We start from the raw sequence: 21,660 nt of genomic DNA, 5'->3' as shown, positions 1-21,660 counted from the left end.
GCCTGTTCCGGCGGATGACGTTCACAGTCAATCTGGAGAACGGAATAATCGCCGCGATGCTGCAGGATAGACGTTCCGCTGTGGGCGCCGCGCAACGCGCGTCACGCACGCATTCGCCGCTTGTCGACGAATCGCTCGGCGGCGTGACCACCGCGAACGGCGCGCTGCGCTTGCCTGCAGCGCGAGCCGCGCTGACGGCCGACGTCGGCTTCGGCCCGGTTCGTCGCATCGTGACCATTCGACGTCGCCTGGAGACGGGTAGGGCGAAAAATGGGTTTGTATTTTTCGCCAACGGCATCCGATTGTGTGCGAGATGCGCAACGGCCGTCGGAGTGGTGCGTCGTTTCAGCAATAGTCGCGGATTCGCGTGGTCAAGGCGGGAATCTTTTTTCTTATCGAATGGGCAGGGTGGGGTGCCGACAATGAAGAAATCGAATGTTGCCGTGATGAGCGCGATCGCGCTCGCAATCGGAATCGTGCCGGGCGCAAGCCGCGCGCAGAGCAGCGTCACGCTGTACGGGATTCTCGATGCCGGTGTCACGTACGTCAACAACACGGGCGGCTCGCACGTCTTCAAGTTCGACGACGGCGTGTCGTATGGCAACCGGATCGGCTTCAAGGGCACCGAAGATCTCGGCGGCGGCTTGAAGGCGGTCTTCGTGCTCGAGAGCGGCTTTCGTCTGGGTAACGGCCAGCTCGGCTTCGGCGGCGCGGAATTCGGCCGGCAGGCTTACGTCGGATTGCAGAACAATTGGGGAACCTTGTCGTTCGGCAATCAGCTCGACATGACGGAGGAGATGGTCTATCTGAACAACATCTCTGCGTGGGCGAGCGGCTACGCGATCCACCAGGGCGACTTCGACCGTTTCAACGGCGACCGTCTGCCGAACTCCGTCAAGTTCCTGTCGAATGACTTCAGCGGCTTCAAGTTCGGCGCGATGTATTCGTTCGGCAACGTCGCGGGCGATTTCCATCGCAACAGCGCGTGGAGCGCGGGCGCGAATTACACGCAAGGCAATCTGTCGGTGGGCGCGGCTTACACGCATCTGAACAATCCTTCCGGCATCTATGCGTTCGATCCGTACGCGATGATCGGCACGAGGACGTTCCTCGGCCAGCCGACCGTCAGCGTCGATCCGGCGACGGGCAAGGTCACCGACCTGTTCGCGAATACGCCGATGAACGTCGACAGCCAGGGGACGCTCGGCGTCGGCGCGAGCTACACGCTCGACAAGCTGACGCTGTCCGGCAATTTCACGTATACGACGATCAAGGGCTTCGGCAACACGTCGCACATGCAGGTCTACGAAGGCGGCGGCCTGTACCAGTTCACGCCGGCGCTCAGCTTCGTCGCCGGCTACCAGCACACGCGTTTCGAAGGTCATCATTGGAATCAGGGATCGGCCGGCGTTCACTATCTGCTGTCCAAGCGCACGGACGTCTACCTCTCCGGCGACTACCTGCGCGCGTCCAACGGCGTCGATGCCGTGATCGGCTACAGCTTCACGCCGTCCAGCACGCAGACGCAAGCCGACATTCGCATCGGGATGCGTCACTCGTTCTGACCCGCGGCGACGCGCTCCGGCTCGGGAGCGGCGTGCGATGCGCGCCGCTCCCGTCGCGGCTTACCGCTTGGCGGACGGCGTCAGTCCGCCGCCCAGCTCGGCCGCATACGCGAGCGCGAGCTTGCCGAACTTCAGTGCGTGATTGCCCTGTGAGTCCGACCGGTCGAGCGTGTCGTACGCGGAGTGGATGTACGGATTGTCGTTCTGGTCCGCTTCGAACGGGAACGATGCCGGATAGCCTTGCGCGTTCCACGATGCGTGATCGGAACACGCGTACCCGCATTGCGAAGTGCCCACCGTCAGCTCGGGCAGATAGGTTTTCGCCAGGTTCGCGAGATACGTGTTTTGCGCTGAGTTGGTGTAGTCGGTAATCAGGTAGATGTCCTTCGGATCTCCCTTGTAGTTCGTCATGTCCAGCTGGAACGCACCGACCACGTTCACGTTCTGCGCCCTGAACTGCTTCGCGATCGCCTGCGAACCGAGCAGGCCTGCTTCTTCCGCAGCATAGCCGATGAACTTCAGCGTGCGCGTGGGCTGATAGCGGTTGGTGAGCAGCACGCGCAGCGCTTCGGTAAGGCTCGCGATGCCGGACGCGTCGTCGTCGGCGCCCGGCGCGCGCGTGTTTTCGCTCGTGCGGCCGACCGTCGAATCGAGATGGCCGCCGATCACGACGACGCCCGCGCCCGGATCGCTTCCCTTGATCGTCAGGATCACGGATTTTTGCGGCCAGCTGGTGTGCGTGAACTGCTCGACGGTCACGTCGGCGCGCGAGCCGGCGAGCTGCTTCCACTGCTGCGCGAGCCAGTCTGATGCGGCGACGCCGTGCGACGTCGTGTAGTAACGGTTCGTGAAGCCGGACAGCGACACGATCGTGCTGACGATGTTGCTCGCCTGCAGTTGCGAGATCCAGTTGCGGACCTGCTGGGAGTTGGTGATCGGGTAGTCGATCGCGGCCGCCTGCTTGGCGGCACTCGGTTGCAGCGACGTGCGCGCTTCGTCGAATGTGGCGTGGACGAAGAAGCCGGGGCCGTGGCCGCGCGTGCGGCGTATCGCCTGAGACAGCGATTCGAGCTGCGAATCGTCGATTTGCGCGACGTGGACCGTCTCGGTGCGTGCGGCGTTGCCCGTCGCGACGGCCGTGCTGTAGCGGCTCGTCGCGGCGGGATCGATCAGGCGCAGTTCGCGGAACGCGGGATCGGCGAGCGTGATCCACACCGGCGCGGCGTGGGCGGCCGACACGTAGAGGGCGCCGCATACCGCGGCGGCGACGTGCTGGAGCTTGGACATGTTCGATCTCCTCAGGTTGAGGGAGATACGGTCGTGGGGAAGGGCGCGCGGCAGATCGCGCCGCGCGCTCCGCGTACGTTGTCGCTTAGGTCTTTTTCTCGATGCGGGTTACAGCTTTTGCGGCACGGTCACGCCGTAGGTGCAGCTCTTGTTGTACGCGTTGCCGATCGCATCGAGCTGCGCGCTGCTGTAGCCGAGAGCCGCCGCCGCGGTCAGCACGGCCTGAGCCGCGGCCTTCTGGTTTGTCGAGCTGTTCGTCATCGACAGCCCCTTCAGGAATGCCTTGTCCATCGCCGTGCCGCCGATCGCGTCGCGCGCGACTATGTTGCACGACGCCCAGTACTGGCCGGCCGTGTGGATCTCGGAATTGCGGACCTGCGCATACGTGCGGCCGACGTTGTAGTTCGTGACGCGGCCGGGCCAGAACTCGTTGTGGCCGTCCCAGTTGTAGACCCAGTTATATTGCGCGTCGGACGGGCTCCATTGATTGAAATCGCGGCTGTACGCAGCCGCGAGGTAATCGCCCGTGCCTTCGGACAGGCCCTCGACCTGAGACAACCCGCCGTTCGTGATCCAGTCGTGGATACCGTGGCCGAGCTCGTGAATCACGACGTCCGCGTCCTCGGCGTCGTCGACGCCGCCCTGGCCGAACGACAACCGGCCCGAGCCAGACGAATACGACGAATTGTCGGCGCCGGATTCGCCGTGCGGATCGTACTGGACGCCGCCGGAATACTGATAGGGCAACGCTTTGATGCCGAGCGTGAGGTTCACGTAGCGCAGGAAGGTGTCGATGTGGTAGTACGCGTTCACCGCTTCGAAGTACAGGTTCGAGCGCGTGAAGTCGAAGGTCGGCGACGACTGCACCGGGCACGCGTTGTCGAACGGCGAATCGAAGTCGATGCACGACGCGTACGGCCCCGTCAGCTTGTAGCCGCCGCTCGTCTGCGCGAGATCCTTGAGCGTCACGCGCACGCGCGCGGCGTTCAATTGCGGTGAGTCGGCGTCGTTGTTGTCCTTGTAGCCGGTGCTGCCGTAGCTGCTTTTGGTCGACGACAGCGGGTCCGGCAGGAACACGAGCCCGGTTCCGTCCGTTGCATAGGATGCCTTGTCTTCGGCGCGCAGCACTTCACCGCTGTTCGCGTCGATGATCAGTTCCCAATCGCCGCGCAGGCTGTCCTGCGGCTTGCCGCGAACCTTCCACGCGGTATGGGTGCCCGCGCCGTCGACGAAAGCGACGAGTTGCGACTGCACGCTCGCGAAGCCGCCGACGCCGAGGTATGCGCGCGCACGATCGAGCGCCTGCTGCTCGTCGACCGCCTGCGTCTTGCTCGACACGGCGGCGACGCCGTTCACCGCGTTGCTCGCGACGTACAGCACGCGGCCGTCGGACGCGACCGTGACGGCGATGTCGCTATCGTAGACAGGCAGGCCCGCGGCGCGCTGCTGGAAGCGGACGACGGTGAAATCGGCGTCGGCGCGTTCGGACGCGACGACGAGATTCGAGAGCGCCGTCTTGTCGAGGCCGAGCTGCGTGGCGCGCGCGGCGACGAACTCGCGCGCCATCGTCGCCGCGTCGGATTTCTTCGCGTGGAACGACGGGCTTGCGAGCGTGACGGCGACGGCGCCCGGGCGGAACTGCCCGGTTTTGCCGGCCTTCTCCACGGGCGGCACGACGCCGCGCGTGAGGCTCGCGCGGCGGCTTTCTTCTTGCGGATTCGGGGCCTTCGAATCGGCCCACGCAGGCAGCGCGGCGCCGAGGCCGATGGCAAGGCTCAGTGCGAACGGCAACGCTTTGACGGATGTTTGCATAGATTGTCCTCGTCTTCAAAGGTTTGGATAACAAACGAAACCACGGGAACCGCAGGGACGACCTGGCCCGTGCGCCGGCCTCGACGGGCTGGTGCAGGCGGGCGAAACAACAACGAAAGCGGCGCGACGCCGAGAGGAATCAGCGCGCGCGAAGCGTGCGGGGTGGAGGGACGGGGAACCGCCAGAGAGCGGCGGGCGGAGCAAACGGCAAGCGCTGCGATGGCTGTATGAGCATCGTCATTACAAACCCCTCGGAATAAATATTTGGAATGCTGCTTTTCTATTCGGCAAATGACCAGCCGTACTGGAATTTCACGTCGTTAGTCTGCCTATCTATTTTTAGAACATGTTACAGAATATTTTCAATGATATTTCGAATTATTTTCGAGGGGCGGTTCGATAAGCGAAAACGGTCTGGCGGCGCGCGATTTTGCACCGCCGCAATCGCGGTTGCGGCAACGCGTCCGGCTCAGCGCAGCATGCGGTTCAGCGCAGCGTATTGCGGTCGCTTCTCGGGCTCGCGCCGAATTGCGCGCGATAAGTGCGGGAAAAATGCGAAGGCGATTCGAAGCCGCATGCCGCGCATACAGCGGCGACCGTCATATCGGTCTGCTGAAGAAGTTCGCGCGCGCGATCGAGCCGCAGGCGCAAATAGAAACGCGTCGGCGTATCGCCGAGGATCGTGCTGAACAGCCGCTCGAGCTGGCGGCGCGTGACGCCGACTGCCTGCGCGAGCGTGTCGGACGGCAGCGGGCTTTCCATGTGATGCTCCATCGTTCCGATCACCTGGATCAGCTTGCGGTTGTGTACCCCGTAGCGCGCGGCGATCTCGAGCCGCTGGCGATCGGAGCGCTGGCGGATTCGGCTCAGCACGAACTGCTCGGAGATCGTCGCGGCGAGATCGGCGCCGTGCCGGCGGCCGATCAGGTCGAGCATCATGTCGATCGACGCGGTGCCGCCCGCGCAGGTGATGCGCCGCTCGTCGATCTCGAACAACTCCTGCGTCGTTTTCAGGCGCGGATAGCGCTCCTGGAACGCGGCGAGCGCTTCCCAGTGCAGCGTCAGCGCATGCGACGCGTCGAAGATTCCCGCTTCCGCGAGCACGAAGCTGCCGGTGTCGATGCCGCCCGTCGTCGCGCCGCGCCGATACTCGCGCTTGAGCCAGTCGCCGAGCGTGCGTGTGTAGCACGCGAGCGGGTCGAAGCCCGCGATCACGAAGATCGTGTGCGCATGCTCGATCTGTGCGAACGCGGCGTCCGCGTTCAGCGAGATGCCGTTGCTCGCGACGACGGGCGCGCCGTCTGCGCTCACGATGCGCCAGCGATAGAGATTCGGCCTGAAGCGGTTCGCGACGCGCAGCGGCTCGACGGCGGACATGAAGCCTAGCGCGGAGAAACCGGGCATCAGCAGGAAATGGAACTCTTCTGGCATCGCGCGTGTGCTTCGGAAGCAATGGGCCGAGCGTAGCAAGCAGGACGCAGGCAGGCAAGGCGCGTCGCGCGATACATGCCGATCAATCGCCGCCATGCCTGACGATTCGTCGATCTAATGGTTTTTACGCATAGTCGCAAACAGGCAAGAAAAGGTCGCCGTCGGTCGCCTTGCCGCGAATATGGCCCGTTAACTTTGAGCCCACGGTGCAGGCCTGTCGTCCCCTTGAATTGCCTGCGGAATCCGTCGAACAGGGAGGCCACCATGAAGTCCACCACGACACTCGTACTCGGCGCCGCGCTCGCCATCGCATGCGCGCTGCCGCTGCCGTCCTTCGCGCAGGATTCGGCCGCATGCCGCAACGTGCGTTTCGCGGACATCGGCTGGACCGACATCACGTCGACGACGGCACTCGCGTCGCTGCTGTTCGACGGTCTCGGCTACAAGCCGACGACGACGATCTCGTCCGTGCCGATATCGTTCGCAGGCCTCAAGAACAAGCAGCTCGACGTGTCGCTCGGCTACTGGTGGCCGGTGCAGCAGCATCAACTGCAGCCGTTCCTCGATTCGAAGTCGATCGCCGTTGTCGAGCCGCCGAATCTGTCGGGCGCGAAGGCGACGCTCGCGGTGCCGGCCTACGTGTATCAAGCCGGGCTGAAATCGTTCGACGACATCGCGAAGCACCGCGCCGAGCTGGACGGCAAGATCTACGGGATCGAGCCCGGCAGCAGCGCGAACGCGACGATCCAGAAGATGATCGACACGAACCAGTACGGGCTCGGCGGCTTCAAGCTCGTCGAGTCGAGCGAGGCGGGGATGCTCGTCACGGTCGAACGCGCGATCCGCGACAAGAAGTGGGTCGTGTTCCTCGGCTGGGAGCCGCATCCGATGAACATTCAGATCAGCATGAACTATCTGTCGGGCGGCGACGCGGCGTTCGGTCCGAACTACGGCGAAGCGCGCGTGTATACGCTGACGGCGCCCGACTACATGACGCGTTGCCCGAACGCGGGCAAGCTCGTCGGCAATTTGCGCTTCACGACGCAAATGGAGAACCAGTTGATGCAGGCGGTGATGAACAAGGTGAAGCCGGCGGAAGCCGCGAAGGCGTACCTCAAGAAGAACCCGCAGGCGCTCGACGCTTGGCTTGCCGGCGTGAAGACCTACGACGGCAGGGATGGTCTTGCCGCGGTGAAGGCTTATCTGGGGCTCTGAGCCTAAGGTTCGCCGCCCATGATATCGGCGCGGCGGCGCGCATCCGAATTCGAATTTGAATCTGAACGAGGCGACAGCGATGAATCAGGAAGTCATTGTGACGTGCGCGGTGACGGGTGCGGGCGACACGGTCGGCAAGCATCCGGCGATACCGGTCACGCCGAAGCAGATCGCCGATGCGGCGATCGAAGCCGCGAAGGCGGGCGCGACGGTCGCGCACTGCCACGTGCGCGATCCGCTGACGGGCCGCGGCAGCCGCGATCCGAAGTTGTATCGCGAGGTGGTCGACCGGATTCGCTCGGCCGACGTCGACGTCATCATCAATCTGACGGCCGGCATGGGGGGCGATCTCGAGATCGGCGCGGGCGAAGACCCGATGCGCTTCGGCAAGGGCACGGACCTTGTCGGCGGATTGACGCGGCTCGTGCACGTCGAGGAGCTGCTGCCCGAGATCTGCACGCTCGATTGCGGGACGCTGAATTTCGGCGACGGCGATTACATCTACGTATCGACGCCTGCGCAATTGCGCGCGGGCGCGAAGCGAATCCGGGAACTGGGCGTGAAGCCCGAGCTCGAGATCTTCGACACGGGCCATCTGTGGTTCGCGAAGCAACTGCTGAAAGAAGGACTCCTCGACGATCCGCCGCTCTTCCAGCTTTGCCTCGGCATTCCGTGGGGCGCGCCCGCCGACACCGGCACGATGAAGGCGATGGTCGACAACCTGCCGCCCGGCGCGCACTGGGCGGGTTTCGGGATCGGCCGGATGCAGATGCCGATGGTCGCGCAGGCGATGCTGCTCGGCGGCCACGTGCGCGTCGGTCTCGAAGACAACCTGTGGCTCGATCGCGGCGTGCACGCGACGAACGGCTCGCTCGTCGAGCGCGCGCGGGAGATCGTCGAGCGCCTCGGCGCTCGCGTGCTGACGCCGGCCGAAGGGCGACGCAAGCTCGGCTTGCCGCCGCGCGGCGAGCGTCCGCTCGAGCGGCGCGCGATCGCCGAATCCGCATAGCGCGAGCGCGGCGCAGCACCGGACAACGTTGCGGGAGCGGCCGTGCGCGCACGCCGCGCCGGATCGGCCCTTTCGCGTCATCTTCTCGTTCAAGGATCGAAGATTCATGGCTGTCATCACCGAAATCAACACGTTCGCGGCGATCGGCGCGGGCGTCATCGGCAGCGGCTGGGTTGCGCGCGCGCTCGCGAACGGGCTCGACGTCGTCGCCTGGGACCCCGCCGGCGGCGCGGAGCAACAATTGCGCGCGAACGTCGAGAACGCGTGGCCCGCGCTCGAGCGCGCCGGGCTCGCGTCCGGCGCGTCGCCCGCGCGCTTGCGTTTCGTCTCGACGATCGAAGCGTGCGTCGCCGGCGCCGATTTCATTCAGGAAAGCGCGCCCGAGCGCGAAGCATTGAAGCTCGAGCTGCACGATCAGATCAGCCGGGCGGCGAAGCCCGATGCGATCATCGCGTCGTCGACGTCGGGCCTCCTGCCGACGGATTTCTATGCACGCGCGCGGCATCCCGAGCGCTGCATCGTCGGCCATCCGTTCAATCCGGTCTATCTGCTGCCGCTCGTCGAAGTGCTGGGCGGTGCGCGCACCGCGCCCGAAACCGTCGATGCGGCGATCGGCGTCTATCGCGCGCTCGGCATGCGGCCGCTGCGGGTGCGCAAGGAAGTGCCGGGCTTCATCGCGGACCGCCTGCTCGAGGCGCTGTGGCGTGAGGCGCTGCACCTCGTCGACGAAGGCGTTGCGACGACGGGCGAGATCGACGACGCGATCCGTTTCGGCGCGGGCATCCGCTGGTCGTTCATGGGCACGTTCCTCACGTATACACTGGCAGGCGGCGAGGCCGGCATGCGTCATTTCATGCAGCAGTTCGGTCCCGCTCTGGAGCTGCCTTGGACCAAGCTCGTCGCGCCGAAGCTGACCGATGCGCTGATCGACCGCGTCGTCGAAGGCACCGCCGAGCAGCAAGGACACCGAAGCATCAAGGAACTCGAGCGCTATCGGGACGAATGCATCACCGAAGTGATCGCGGCGATCGCCGCGGTGAAGGCGCGCCACGGGATGCGCTACGAGGATTGACGATGACGACGGCCGCGACGCAAGCGACGGAGCTGACGATTCACCGCGACACGGTGCGCGCGGAATGGGTCGATTACAACGGGCATCTGCGCGATGCGTTCTATCTGCTGATCTTCAGCTTCGCGACGGATGCGCTGCTCGACGCGATCGGTCTGGACGACGCGGCGCGCAAAGCGCGCGGCCGCTCCGTCTATACGCTCGAGGCGCATGTCAACTATCTGCACGAGATCAAGGAGGGGACGCGCGTGCGGGTCGATGCGCGCGTGCTCGCGCACGACGCGAAGCGGCTGCATCTGTATCTCGAGATGTTCGCGCAAGGGGCCGACGGCGCGGTGTCGGCGAGCGAACAGATGCTGCTGCACGTCGACACGAGCGGACCGAAGGCGGCGCCGTTCGACGCCGACGTCGCCGAGCGGATCGCGAATCTGCATGCGCGGCAGCGCGGGTATCCCGAGCCGGCTTACGCCGGGCGTGTGATCGGTCTGCCCGCGCGTCGCTGACGCGACGCGGATCGACGAACCGACGCAGGCGCGCGATGCTGGAACCGGAAATCGATGCGTTCGTCGCGCGTGTCGCCGCGTGGTATCCGGACGATGCCGCATCGCGCCCGATCGCCGAACAGCGCGTGCTCTACGAGCGCTTCGCCGCGGCGTGGAGGCCCGCGTTGCCTGCGGACATCGACGTGACCAACGCGCACTTCGCCGCGGCGGACGGCCGCACGATCGGCTTGCGGCGCTATCGTTCGCGGCGCTCCGAAGCGCGCGGGACGGTGCTGTTCTTTCACGGCGGCGGCTTCGTCGTCGGTTCGCTCGACAGTCACGCGCTCATCGCCGCCCGGATCGCGGCGGACACGGGGCTCGACGTGATCGCCGTCGATTATCGGCTTGCCCCGGAGCATCGTGCGCCGGCCGCGCTCGACGATTGTCTGGAGGTCTGCGTCGCGGCGCTCGACGGCCGGCTGCCGTTCCGCCCGATTGCATTGCCGCTTCGGCTCGCCGGCGACAGCGCGGGCGGCACGCTCGCGGCTTCGGTTGCGACGGCGCTGCGCGACGGCGGTCGCGCGGCGCATGGTGATGACGGGTGCGAGGGCGGCGGCGTGTGCGCGGTCGCGCTCGTCTATCCGATGCTCGGCTTCGAGCCGCAATCGCCCGCACGCGAGGCGGAGGCGTACGCGCCAATGCTCACGCTCGCGCACGTTCACGCGTATCGCCGCTTCTATTGGGGCGATGCCGAACCGCCGCGAGAAGCGATGCCGCTCGGCGCGCGGCGCTTCGACGGCTTGCCGCCCGTGCTGGCGGTCGGCGCCGAGCACGATCCGTTGCGCGACGATGCGCGCGTCTATACGGAGCGCATTCGATCGGCGGGCGGCGTCGCGCGCTTCTGGCACGGCGACGGGCTCGTCCACGGTTGCTGGCGCGCACTCGACACGAGTCCGCAGGCCGCGCGGATGCATCGGATCGTATGCGATTTTCTGGTCGCGCCCGGCGCGTGACGCGTGAAGTGCGCCGAACGCGCGGCGCTTCGGACGGCGGCGCCGGACGAGCGTTCACCGATCGCATCGGGAAAGATGGTGGGCGGTGGGAATACACACGCAGCACGCGCCGCATCGCGTCGCTCGGCAAGCGGATGCGAGCCGGGCGAAACGATCGACGTCGACGCGAAATCGAGAGGTTCGCGTCGATTGGAATGTGACCGGGCAGGATGCGGGCGAGTGTTTTTGTAGCCGAATGCGCGTCATGCCGCGCGCTGAGGAGGGGCCGTGCCGATGCTCGATACGGCCCGCGCACGACGCGTGCATGCAAGGCGCGCATGAACAAAATCGATCCTTACATATTGTGTAAGGATCGACCGTGTTTCGATTGACGGGGCCGCCGTAGCGGCGAACTTGCGCCTTAGCCGAAAAAGCGCCTAGGCGCCAGGCGCCCAGGCTAAGCCGCTCCTTGCGGAGCGGCGGAGGTTAGGGGCCCGAATGGGGGCGATGGCGCGCGGAAACGGCCGGTGCGCCATGCGGATTTCAGGCTGCGCGGCTGCCGGATCAGGCGGGGCCGCGCAGCGCGCGTGCTGCTTTACTGACCGAAGTAGATCGAATCGCGCGGCGAGCGGGGAGCCGTGGCGGCCGGCGCGCCGATGTGCGCGACGGGCGTGGCTTGCGCACCGTAGCCGCTCGTGTCGGCGGCGCCTTGCACGCGTGCTTGGGCAGCCTGGATGTCTTCCGGATAGTACGGGCTCGACACGCCCGGGTGGTAGCCGGCCTTCTCGAGCTGGACCAGCTCCGCGCGAACTTGCGCTCGGCTCAGCGACGGGTTGGATTGCGCGAACGCACCGAACGAAGCGCTCAGGGCGGAAGCGGTGACGACAGCGTAAACGAGCGATTTCATGAGAACCTCCGAATGTTTTATCGATTTCGCTTTCGACACCATGTCTTAAGCGATTGGTTACATCGTAGTCTTCGGGGTCCTACGGGTAAACGCTGGCTTTCGCGAAATATCTTTTCGTAAATTGAAAAAATCCAGACCGCAAGCGGTGGGGTGTCACAGCAAAAAAAACCGCCCGCCCGCTGCGGGGGCAGCGGGCGAAGCGGCAAGCTTGGGCTTGGCGAAATGCTTCAGAGCGCACGGAACGTCGCGTCGTAGCGCGAGTTTCCGCGGCGCGAGCCGGGCGACGGTGTGTCGAGATAGCGCACGCCGGTCAGTTGTTCGGATTTTTCCCATAGGCGGGCGCCCATCTGCGCGTCGCGCGCCTGGTGCGGGATGCGCGCGTCGGCCGGATAGCCGCGGGTCTCGCACAGGTGCGCGGGGCCGATGTACGCGCCGCCTACGACGTCGGCCGCCGTTGCCGCGTGGATCGCGGGCAGCGCGCCGACCTCGGCCGGCTGCGCGACGAGCCGGTTCGAGACGCGCATCGCGAATGAGCCGAGCGACGAATTCTCCATCGCCGGGCCGGCGAACTGCAGGTTCGTGGCCGCGTAGCCCGGATGCGCGGCCACGCTCAGGATCGACAGCCCCTCGCGATCGAAGCGGCGCTGAAGCTCGAGCGTGAACATCAGGTTCGCGAGCTTGCTGTCGCAATATGCGCGGTACTTGTTGTAGCCGCGCTCGGCGAGCATGTTGTCGAGACGGATCTTGCCGAGCCGGTTGAAGCCGCTCGACATCGTCACGACGCGCGCGCGGTGCGACGCGCGCAGCGCGGGCAGCAGCAGGCCCGTCAGCGCGAAGTGGCCGAGGTGGTTCGTTCCCATCTGCATTTCAAAGCCGTCGCGCGTGTGGCGCAGCGGCAGGAACATCACGCCTGCGTTGTTGCAGAGAATGTCGACGCGGCCGTGGCGATCGGTGACGGCGTCGGCGAAGCGGCACACGGATGCGAGATCGGCGAGATCGAGCGCTTCGACTTCGATCCGGGCGCGCGGATAACGGGTGCGGATCGTGTGCGCGGCCAGTTCGCCCTTCGCCGACTCCCGGCAGCCCATCACCACTTGCGCGCCTTTGGCGGCGAGCGTTTCCGCGATCTGCCAGCCGAGGCCGCTGTTGGCCCCGGTGACGACCGCGACTTTTCCGCCTTGCGGCAGCACGTGTTGCGCGCTCCATGCATGCATCTTCGTCTCCATCCGTTGGCGCGCCGTCGGGCAGCGCGTTCTCGGGCCCGCCGTTTGCGCGAATGGGCCCTGGGCCCGGTGCAGCGGAGCGTCGGCGTTTCCGCCGTTCGCACCCTTTACACCGTTACATTGATTGATGTAACGGTAGTGACGCAAGACGGCGAAGACAAGAAGCAGGCTAGAGACGCCGCTCTAACCGCGTGGTGTGGCGCGGCGTTACTTGCCGCTCGCGTGCCCGAGCACTTCGGCGGCGGAAATCATCGCGCCTGCATTGGCGGGCGCCGGGCGCTCGGCGGGGCGGAACACTTCGTCGCCGCGGTGGATCACCTGGCGCGACAGCGCACAAGTGCCGGTGCGTTGCGCGAAGCGGCGGCGCCAGCGTTGCTCGCCGTAGTGGCAGCGGCCGGGTTCGACCCAGCGGACGACGAGCAGCGTGTCGGAGCGTTCGAGGATTTCGACGTGAACGTCAGCGGGATCGAGCACAGGCTGGGATTTGGAGGACTTCATTTTGCCGTTTCCTAAAGCTCGTGCGGTATCGGCCTAGGCAGTTATTGCAACTGCTTTCCGTCGATTCCGTAGCGATTTCCATTAGAGGGGTGCGCTAAATGTAAGCGCGCTCGCGCGGAAAAAACATCCTGTCTGGCTCAAATTACTTTTTGCCGATTTAGAAACAATCGATTTCCATTTGCGGGCAAAAGTGGAGTGCGGAATCGTTCACTCGAATGGTGCGCGAACGGAGTGCGAGAACGCGTCCGAGCCGCGCCACAGCCTGCTGCACGCGGCATTCGCCGTTTGCGGATCGTCATCGCGCGGCGCGCGCATGCGGTGCGGGCGAGTGCTTTGTCACGTTGTTGCGCCGCGTGTCAAGGTTTCTCGCTTCAACGCGAAGACGGTTTGCGCGATCGTTTTGCGCGCGGCGCGTTCGAGTGCAATTCGGTTATTCGTGCGTCCGATTCGGCTGCATTGATTGTTCAGACGATGTTCGTTGTGAAAATTGCAAAGCACCATTCGTTCAACGTGCAATGATTCGCGGGCGGCGTAGCCCGTTGCTCGTTGCGCGATGACCGATTAGGCGCTCGTCGCGCTTCGACGATCGCGCAATATCGCTCCTGAGTTTCGCCGCCGCGCGGGTTTTGTTTAGTGGGCGAATAGCGAATCGGTCATGCGGCGCGTGGCGAGCGACATGATGCACGGATTATGTCGGCCGGTCCTTTGCCGTTGGAACGCATATGGGGCATGCATTCGCGGCGGCGCTTCTCGTCACGGTGCGCGAGCGAGCGTGCCGGCGTATCGAATGCCGCTGCCGCCCCCCGCGCTCCCGCGGGTTCCCGCTTCGAATCACAGAAACCGCTCGACGCGAAACGGCGCGACGTCCGCGACGGTCGGCTCGCCGCACATCATTTCCGCGAGCAGGCGCCCCGTGACGGGGCCGAGCGTGAGCCCGTGATGGTTGTGGCCGAACGCGAACCACATGCCGCGGTGTCGTGGCGCCGCGCCGATCACGGGGCGCATGTCCGGCATGCACGGCCGAAAGCCGAGCCACGGCGCGGGATCGAGCCGCGGGCCGAGCCTGAACGTCGGCTGCGCGATGCGCTCCGCGCGCGCGAGCTGCACGCCCGTCGGCGGCAGCGTGCGCGCGGCGATCTCGACGCCTGTCGTGAGCCGCAATCCGCCGCGCATCGGCGCGACGACGTAGCCGTGCTCGAGATCGACGACGGGCGCGGACAGCGGCGCGCCGCCGGGCGGCGCGTAATGCATGTGGTAGCCGCGTTTTTCGCGCAGCGGTATCCGGTAGCCGAGCTTCGCGAACACGGTATCCGACCAGGGGCCGAGCGCGACGACGACTTCGCGCGCCGTCGCGACGCCGTCGGCCGTGCTCACGTTCCAGCCGTCGCCGCTCGATTCGACGCTCGCGGCATCGCCTTCGAGCAGCGCGCCGCCGTCGCGCTCGAAGAGCCGCGCGTACGCTTTGACGAGCGTGCCGGGATCGACGACGCTCTTGGGGTCGAGCCAGTGCAGCGCGCCGCAGAACCCAGCGCCGAGCGCGGGTTCTTGCGCGGCGAGCGCGGACGCGTCGAGCGTCGCCACGCGCAGGCCGTGCCGGCTCGCGTCGCGCCGCGCACCGCGCGCCGCATGCTCGAGGCGCTCCGGCGTCCGATACGCTTCGATCCAGCCGCGCGCGTGCACGAGGTCGCCGGCGTTCGCGCGCGCGATCAGCGCATCGTGCTCGGCGACGCTGAGCTCGATGAGCGGCAGCATGTCGCGCGCGGCGGCCGCACGGCGGCGCGGCGACGATTCCCACCAGAAGCGCGCGAGCCACGGCGCGAACGACGGCAGCGACGCACGATCCCAATAGAGTTCGGTCGAGCGGTTCATCGCGTAGCGCAGCAGCGCGAGCGGGTTGCGCGGAAACGCGTACGGTGCGACGGAGGACCGCTCGATGAGCCCGGCGTTGCCGAAGCTCGTGCCGCCGCCGGGCGCGCCGCGGTCGACGAGCGCGACCCTGCGGCCGCGATCCTGCAGATGCAGCGCGGCCGATACGCCGACGATGCCGGCGCCGAGAACGATGACGTCGAAATCCATGAAGCGAGCGTAAATGATGCGTGGTGCGAACGGCGGCCGATTTCCGCCGGATCGGAGTTGGATCGGAGTCGAACGGCGGGCGAATCGCGCGACCGGCCGGCACGGTGCCGCCTGAACCGGGCAAGCCGGCTCGACGGGAAAATGAAAGGGCCGGCTGACCGATTGCGCGCTCGCATTATTTCATCGAAATTCCAAAATGCCTGCTATGTCCCCGATGAAATTGCCGGTATATGCGCGCATGCCGGCGGATATTGCATGGCGCTCGTGTCGTTCGGATGGTCGGGCGGTCGTACCTCGCTGCGGAGGTCGAATCGCGTGCCGCCGTCGCTCGACGTCCGGATCGGGTTCGGCTCGTCTTACGGTGCGCCGCAGCGTCGCGATAAACGTCCGCAGCGAAAGGGAAATCGCGCGAGGCGGTTGCGCGAACGGTCGCGCGGCCGTCGAATCCGGCTGCGGTGCAACATGCGAACGACGGGCGCAACCGAGCGCCCGAGAGGCCGCGCGGACTGCGTGTTTTCCCTGATTCGTCCGTTAATTCTGGTCAGATGGATGAAAAACGATCCTATAATTTCGGCTGCCTTGCCAACGGCTGTCGGCATATCCGTCCGACGAGCAGTGAGGTAAGCGGGGCAGGCGAATCGCTTGCGCAATACAAGACGCATCACGTTGTCTTTCCGAACCAAGGTCTCCGTCGCTCGCGACGGCGGCTGACACTGCCGGGCCCCGCAAGCGCTGTTCCATCTGCAGGTCCGTCTTTCCGTCTCGGGCGTGCTCCAAGTCGTTTCGTCCACGGGTGTTGTTCGATTGCGCAAGTCATGTTGCCTTGCCCGTATGACTAAACATAATCGAGGAGCTCCTGATGATGCTGTCCCGTCTTTCGTCCATCTCTCTCGCCGCGATGCTCGTTGCAGCCGGCGCCGCTGCCCATGCGGAAACCGTGAAGATCGCCATTGCCGGCCCGATGAGCGGCTCGGTCGCTCAGTACGGCGACATGGTCAAGGCCGGCGCGCTGACGGCGATCGAGCAGATCAACGCAGCCGGCGGCGCGGGCGGCAATAAGTTCGAGGTGGTGATGATGGACGACGCGTGCGAGCCGAAGCAGGCGGTCGCGGTGGCGAACAAGATCGTCAGCCAGAAGATCAAGTACGTGATCGGCCACGTGTGCTCGGGCTCGACGATTCCGGCGTCGGACATCTACGAGAACGAAGGCATCGTGATGATCACGCCGTCGGCGACCGCGCCGCAGTTGACCGAGGGCAAGAAGCGCAAGTTCGTGTTCCGAACGATCGGCCGCGACGACCAGCAGGGGCCGGCCGCCGCGCAGTACATCATCGGCAAGGTCAAGCCGAAGAAGGTCGCCGTGCTGCACGACAAGCAGTCGTACGGCCAGGGCATCGCGTCGGCGGTGAAGAAGGACCTCGACGCGGCGAAGGTGCCCGTCGTGATCTTCGAAGGCATCAACGCGGGCGACTCCGACTACTCGGCGGTCGTCACGAAGCTGAAGTCGCAGGGCGTCGACTTCGTCTACTTTGGCGGCTATCACCCGGAAATGGGGCTGCTGATGCGCCAGGCGCGCGAACAGGGCGTGAAGGCCGTGTTCATGGGACCGGAAGGCGTCGGCAACAAGGACGTGACGGCGATCGCCGGCCCGGCTTCGGAAGGCATGCTCGTCACGCTGCCCGCCGACTTCACCGCCGATCCGGCCAATGCGGCGCTCGTGAAGGCGTTCGCCGACAAGAAGCGCGATCCGAACGGCACGTTCCAGATGCCCGCGTATTCCGGCGTGAAGATCATCGCCGATTCGATCGCGGGCGCGAAGACCACCGATCCGGCGAAGGTCGCCGCGTACATGCACCAGCACAGCTTCGACACGCCGATCGGCAAGGTGTCGTACGACGCGCAGGGCGACCTGAAATCGTTCAAGTTCGTCGTCTACAAGTGGCACAAGGACGCGACCAAGACGGCCGCCAACTAACTGGAGTATCTGCCCGCCCGTCCGCCCCGCTGCACGTTCGAGCGGGGCGGGTCGCATTGGCCCTGCGCTGGCCCTGCGCCGTCGCGCGAGCGGGCCGCCGCGGGGCGGGCGCATCGAGATCGGACGCCCGTGCGCTGCATGCGCCGCCGCTTTCGCGAGCGGCGGCGCATGCATGCGCGTCGGCGCGAACGGGAGCTTCCCGCATGAATGAATTCTTTCCTCAATTCGCCCAGCAACTGGTCAACGGCCTCACGCTGGGTGCGATCTATGCGTTGATCGCCATCGGCTATTCGATGGTCTACGGGATCATCGGCATGATCAACTTCGCCCACGGCGAGATCTACATGATCGGCGCATACGTCGGGCTCGTCACGCTGACCGCGATCGGCACGTCGGCGGGCTATCCGCTGCCGCTCGTGCTCGGCGCGGCGCTTGTCGTGTCGGTCGTCGTCACGGGGCTCTACGGGTTCGCGGTCGAGCGCGTCGCGTACCGGCCGCTGCGCGGCGGGCCGCGGCTCGTGCCGCTCATCTCCGCGATCGGCATGTCGATCTTTCTTCAGAACTACGTACAGATCGGCCAGGGCGCGCGCGACATGTCGGTGCCCGTGCTGATCTCCGGCGCGTTCGATATTCACGTCGGCGGCGACTTCGACGTGACGGTGCCGTATGCGCGCCTGTTGATCGTCTGCGTGACGATCGTGCTGATGATCGCGCTCACGCTGTTCATCTCGCATTCGCGGATGGGCCGTGCATGCCGCGCGTGCGCGGAAGACATGCGGATGGCGAACCTGCTCGGCATCGACACGAACCGCGTGATCTCGTTCACGTTCGTGCTGGGCGCGATGCTCGCCGCGGTGGGCGGCGTGCTGATCGGGCTCACGATCGGCAAGCTCAATCCGTATATCGGCTTCGTCGCGGGCATCAAGGCGTTCACGGCCGCGGTGCTGGGCGGCATCGGCAGCATTCCCGGCGCGATGCTGGGCGGCGTGCTGCTCGGTCTCGCCGAGACTTTTGCCTCCGGGTACATGCCCGCCGAGTACAAGGACGTGGTGGCCTTCGGCCTCCTCGTGCTGATCCTGCTGTTCCGTCCGACGGGCCTGCTCGGCAAGTCGGACATCGAAAAGGTGTGAGGCCGCCCATGAATCAAGCGATGACTTCCGTCCGCACGACGGCCGGCGTGCCGGCCGTGCGATCGCTCAAGCACGCGGTGACGGCCGCCGTGCTGACCGCGATCCTCACGGTGCCGATCCTCGGCCTTCAGCTGAAGCTCGACGGCTATCAGGTCGTTCTCGAAGCGCACTGGCGGCCGGTCTGGATCGCGGTCGCCGCCGTGTTCCTGTTTCAGTTGTTCAAGCCCGCGCTCGTGCGCGCGAAGGCGGCCGTGCGCATGCCCGCGACGCCGCCGCTCGGCGCGCGCGAGCAGCGCGCGATCGTCTGGGCGCTCGTCGCGTTCGGCTTCGTGTGGCCGTTCTTCGGCTCGCGCGGCGCGATCGACGTCGCGACGCTCGCGCTCATCTACGTGATCCTCGGCCTCGGCCTGAACATCGTCGTCGGCTTCGCCGGCCTGCTCGATCTGGGCTACGTCGGCTTCTATGCGGTCGGCGGCTACACATATGCGCTTCTCAACCAGTACTTCGGGCTCACGTTCTGGGAATGCCTGCCGCTCGCCGCGCTCGCGTCGGCGACGTTCGGCTTCGTGCTCGGCTTTCCGGTGCTGCGGCTGCGCGGCGACTATCTCGCGATCGTCACGCTGGGCTTCGGCGAGATCATCCGCCTGCTCGCGAACAACCTGACGAGCATCACGGGCGGCCCCGACGGCGTCTCCGGCATCCCGAAGCCGACGGTGTTCGGCTTCGAGATGGCGCGAAGCGCGAGCGTCGAGGGCGCGAAAACCTTCCACGAGCTGATCGGACTCGAGTACAGCGGCGAGCACGTCGTGATCTTCCTGTACCTGATCGCGCTGCTGCTCGTCTGTTTCACGCTCTTCGTGACGAGCCGGTTGATCAGGATGCCGATGGGTCGCGCATGGGAGGCGCTGCGCGACGACGAGATCGCGTGCCGCTCGCTCGGCCTCAATCCGACGCGCATCAAGCTGTCGGCATTCACGCTCGGCGCGTCGTTCGCCGGCATCGGCGGTGCGTTCTTCGCGGCGCGCCAGGGGCTCGTGAATCCGGAGTCGTTCACGTTCATCGAATCCGCGCTGATTCTCGCCATCGTCGTGCTGGGCGGAATGGGCTCGCAGCTCGGCGTGATTCTCGCGGCGATCCTGCTGACCCTGTTGCCCGAGATCGCGCGCGGTTTCGCCGAATACCGGATGCTGATGTTCGGCCTCGTGATGGTGTTGATGATGATGTGGCGTCCGCAGGGCCTGCTGCCCGCGAGCCGCCCCCACGTGGAGCTGCCGCAATGAGCGCGACGACGGAAATGTTGAAGGTGTCCGCGCTGCAGATGCGCTTCGGCGGCTTGCTCGCGGTGGACGGGATCGATTTCGACGTGCGCCGCGACGAGGTGTTCGCGATCATCGGCCCGAACGGCGCGGGCAAGACGACGGTGTTCAACTGCATCGGCGGGTTCTATCGGCCGACGGCGGGCAGCGTCGTGCTCGACGGCCATTCGATCGGCGGGCTGACGAGCCACCTGGTCGCGCGCAAGGGGCTCGTGCGCACGTTCCAGAACATTCGGCTCTTCAAGTCGCTGACGGTCGTCGAGAACCTGCTCGTCGCGCAGCATCGGCAGGTGAAGTCGGGGCTCTTTCACGGCCTCTTCGCGACGCCCGCGTATCGCCGCGCGGAACGCGACGCGCTCGAGCGCGCGGCCGTGTGGCTCGACCGGATGAATCTGACGGCGGTCGCGAACCGGCCCGCGGGCACGCTCTCGTATGGCCATCAGCGCCGCCTCGAGATCGCGCGCTGCATGATCACGAACCCGCGCCTGCTGATGCTCGACGAGCCGGCGGCGGGCCTCAATCCGCAGGAGAAGGTCGAACTGCAGCAACTGATCGACCGGCTGCGCCGCGAGTTCGGCGTCGCGGTGCTGCTGATCGAGCACGACATGAGTCTCGTGATGGGCGTCTCGGATCGCATTCTGGTGATGGAGCACGGCCGGCCGATCACGATCGGCCGGCCCGACGAAGTGCGCAACGATCCGCGCGTGATCAAGGCCTATCTGGGAGAGGAGTGATGCTGAAGCTGGAGAAGGTCCATACGCACTACGGCGCGATCGAGGCGCTGTCGGGCGTGTCGATCGAAGTGAAGAAGGGCGAGATCGTCACGCTGATCGGCAGCAACGGCGCGGGCAAGACGACGCTGATGATGACCGTGTGCGGCACGCCGCGCGCGTCGAGCGGGCGCGTGCTGTTCGAGGGCAGCGACATCACCGCGATGCCGACGCACGAGATCATGCGCCAGGGGCTCGCGATCTCGCCGGAAGGGCGCCGCGTGTTTCCGAGCCTCACCGTGCTGGAGAATCTGAAGATGGGCGGCTTCTTCGCGAGCCGCCATGAGATCGACGAGGGCGTCGAGCATGTCTATCGCCTGTTTCCGCGGCTGAAGGAGCGCTCGGGGCAGCGGGCGGGCACGATGTCGGGCGGCGAGCAGCAGATGCTCGCGATCGGCCGCGCGCTGATGAGCCGGCCGCGCCTGCTGCTGCTAGACGAGCCGACGCTCGGCCTTGCGCCGCTCGTGATCGCGCAGATCTTCGACATCATCCGGACGATTCGCGACGAGGGCGTGACGGTGTTCCTCGTCGAGCAGAACGCGCACAAGGCGTTGCAGGTCGCCGATCGCGGCTATGTGCTCGAGACGGGGCGGGTCGTGCTCGCCGACACCGGCGCGAACCTGCTGGCGAACGACGGAATCCGCAGCGCGTATCTCGGCGCGTAGGACGGCGGCATCGCGGGCACGTCGCTCGCGCAACGAAACCGGCGGACGAACGCGCATCTCGGAAAATTAGAACATGGCGCGTTCGGTCGCATTCTCCGGTCAATGCGATTGTGTTTCAGGTTACATAACCGCCGATTCGAACGGATTCATGTAATCACGGCATTTATTTTTTAGAACCGCATCTTATCGGCGTGCATCATGAACGCGGTGAATGTCGATTTTTCCTGATCCGGTCGGC

The 21,660-nt window shown here is 65.8% G+C and carries 19 protein-coding genes; 12 read left to right on the top strand and 7 right to left on the bottom strand.

Going from position 1 to position 21,660, the window contains the following annotated elements:
• The first annotated feature begins 422 nt into the window (after positions 1-422).
• Complete coding sequence (locus tag WS78_RS27125) at positions 423-1,565, top strand: porin (protein ID WP_059579000.1); 1,143 nt, start codon at positions 423-425, stop codon at positions 1,563-1,565.
• 60 nt (positions 1,566-1,625) lie between these two features.
• Here the strand turns inward: WS78_RS27125 and WS78_RS27120 are convergent, their stop codons facing one another.
• The 3 genes from WS78_RS27120 to WS78_RS27110 all read right to left on the bottom strand — a co-directional run bounded on the left by WS78_RS27120 (position 1,626) and on the right by WS78_RS27110 (position 6,095).
• Positions 1,626-2,852 carry a M28 family metallopeptidase gene (locus WS78_RS27120; protein WP_059578924.1) on the bottom strand — a complete coding sequence of 409 codons (1,227 nt, stop codon included), beginning with the start codon at positions 2,850-2,852 and terminating at the stop codon, positions 1,626-1,628.
• Between the two features lie 108 nt (positions 2,853-2,960).
• On the bottom strand, positions 2,961-4,664 hold the full coding sequence (locus WS78_RS27115) for a M36 family metallopeptidase (RefSeq protein ID WP_038752649.1): 1,704 nt from the start codon (positions 4,662-4,664) through the stop codon (positions 2,961-2,963).
• 486 nt (positions 4,665-5,150) lie between these two features.
• Positions 5,151-6,095, bottom strand: a complete 945-nt coding sequence (locus tag WS78_RS27110; RefSeq protein ID WP_059578921.1) for a GlxA family transcriptional regulator — start codon at positions 6,093-6,095, stop codon at positions 5,151-5,153.
• 264 nt (positions 6,096-6,359) lie between these two features.
• Here WS78_RS27110 and WS78_RS27105 point away from each other — a divergent pair, with 264 nt between their 5' ends.
• From WS78_RS27105 to WS78_RS27085, 5 genes are all read left to right on the top strand, one after another.
• Complete coding sequence (locus tag WS78_RS27105) at positions 6,360-7,310, top strand: choline ABC transporter substrate-binding protein (protein WP_038752644.1); 951 nt, start codon at positions 6,360-6,362, stop codon at positions 7,308-7,310.
• Positions 7,311-7,389: 79 nt separating this feature from the next.
• Positions 7,390-8,319 (top strand): BKACE family enzyme, encoded by a 930-nt coding sequence (locus WS78_RS27100; protein WP_038752712.1) that lies wholly within the window; start codon positions 7,390-7,392, stop codon positions 8,317-8,319.
• A gap of 106 nt (positions 8,320-8,425) precedes the next feature.
• The gene (locus WS78_RS27095) at positions 8,426-9,391 is read left to right on the top strand and encodes an L-carnitine dehydrogenase (RefSeq protein ID WP_038752642.1); all 966 of its coding nucleotides are present in this window, start codon (positions 8,426-8,428) and stop codon (positions 9,389-9,391) included.
• A 2-nt stretch (positions 9,392-9,393) separates the two neighbouring features.
• A complete protein-coding gene (locus WS78_RS27090) occupies positions 9,394-9,891 on the top strand; it encodes a thioesterase family protein (RefSeq protein WP_059578917.1) in 498 nt (165 codons plus the stop codon).
• 35 nt (positions 9,892-9,926) lie between these two features.
• Positions 9,927-10,883, top strand: a complete 957-nt coding sequence (locus tag WS78_RS27085) for an alpha/beta hydrolase (protein ID WP_059578914.1) — start codon at positions 9,927-9,929, stop codon at positions 10,881-10,883.
• 574 nt (positions 10,884-11,457) lie between these two features.
• On the opposite strand, the gene WS78_RS27080 is transcribed toward WS78_RS27085, so the two are convergent.
• From WS78_RS27080 to WS78_RS27070, 3 genes are all read right to left on the bottom strand, one after another.
• A complete protein-coding gene (locus tag WS78_RS27080) occupies positions 11,458-11,769 on the bottom strand; it encodes a DUF4148 domain-containing protein (protein WP_038752711.1) in 312 nt (103 codons plus the stop codon).
• Positions 11,770-11,996: 227 nt separating this feature from the next.
• Positions 11,997-12,983 carry an oxidoreductase gene (locus WS78_RS27075; RefSeq protein ID WP_038752710.1) on the bottom strand — a complete coding sequence of 329 codons (987 nt, stop codon included), beginning with the start codon at positions 12,981-12,983 and terminating at the stop codon, positions 11,997-11,999.
• A 216-nt stretch (positions 12,984-13,199) separates the two neighbouring features.
• Positions 13,200-13,490, bottom strand: a complete 291-nt coding sequence (locus WS78_RS27070; RefSeq protein WP_038752632.1) for a DUF3331 domain-containing protein — start codon at positions 13,488-13,490, stop codon at positions 13,200-13,202.
• Between the two features lie 285 nt (positions 13,491-13,775).
• Between WS78_RS27070 and WS78_RS36405 the strand changes: the two genes are divergently transcribed.
• Entirely contained in the window at positions 13,776-14,009 is a 234-nt protein-coding gene (locus WS78_RS36405; protein WP_156437507.1) for a hypothetical protein, read from the top strand.
• 312 nt (positions 14,010-14,321) lie between these two features.
• Here WS78_RS36405 and WS78_RS27065 read toward each other — a convergent pair whose 3' ends face one another.
• A complete protein-coding gene (locus tag WS78_RS27065; protein ID WP_059578911.1) occupies positions 14,322-15,566 on the bottom strand; it encodes an NAD(P)/FAD-dependent oxidoreductase in 1,245 nt (414 codons plus the stop codon).
• An 859-nt stretch (positions 15,567-16,425) separates the two neighbouring features.
• Between WS78_RS27065 and WS78_RS27060 the strand changes: the two genes are divergently transcribed.
• The 5 genes from WS78_RS27060 to WS78_RS27035 all read left to right on the top strand — a co-directional run bounded on the left by WS78_RS27060 (position 16,426) and on the right by WS78_RS27035 (position 21,422).
• Complete coding sequence (locus tag WS78_RS27060; protein ID WP_038752628.1) at positions 16,426-17,541, top strand: branched-chain amino acid ABC transporter substrate-binding protein; 1,116 nt, start codon at positions 16,426-16,428, stop codon at positions 17,539-17,541.
• A gap of 203 nt (positions 17,542-17,744) precedes the next feature.
• Entirely contained in the window at positions 17,745-18,671 is a 927-nt protein-coding gene (gene livH, locus WS78_RS27050; RefSeq protein WP_038752624.1) for a high-affinity branched-chain amino acid ABC transporter permease LivH, read from the top strand.
• 8 nt (positions 18,672-18,679) lie between these two features.
• Positions 18,680-19,951 (top strand): high-affinity branched-chain amino acid ABC transporter permease LivM, encoded by a 1,272-nt coding sequence (locus WS78_RS27045; protein WP_038752622.1) that lies wholly within the window; start codon positions 18,680-18,682, stop codon positions 19,949-19,951.
• Positions 19,948-20,721 carry a high-affinity branched-chain amino acid ABC transporter ATP-binding protein LivG gene (gene livG / locus WS78_RS27040; RefSeq protein ID WP_038752619.1) on the top strand — a complete coding sequence of 258 codons (774 nt, stop codon included), beginning with the start codon at positions 19,948-19,950 and terminating at the stop codon, positions 20,719-20,721. Before WS78_RS27045 ends, livG begins: the two co-directional genes overlap by 4 nt.
• Positions 20,721-21,422 carry an ABC transporter ATP-binding protein gene (locus tag WS78_RS27035; RefSeq protein ID WP_038752616.1) on the top strand — a complete coding sequence of 234 codons (702 nt, stop codon included), beginning with the start codon at positions 20,721-20,723 and terminating at the stop codon, positions 21,420-21,422. Before livG ends, WS78_RS27035 begins: the two co-directional genes overlap by 1 nt.
• The last annotated feature ends 238 nt before the right edge of the window (positions 21,423-21,660 follow it).

Source organism: Burkholderia savannae (assembly GCF_001524445.2).
GTDB lineage: Bacteria > Pseudomonadota > Gammaproteobacteria > Burkholderiales > Burkholderiaceae > Burkholderia > Burkholderia savannae.
Note: the sequence above shows the minus strand (reverse complement) of the source record. Positions and strands in the feature narration are given on the sequence as shown.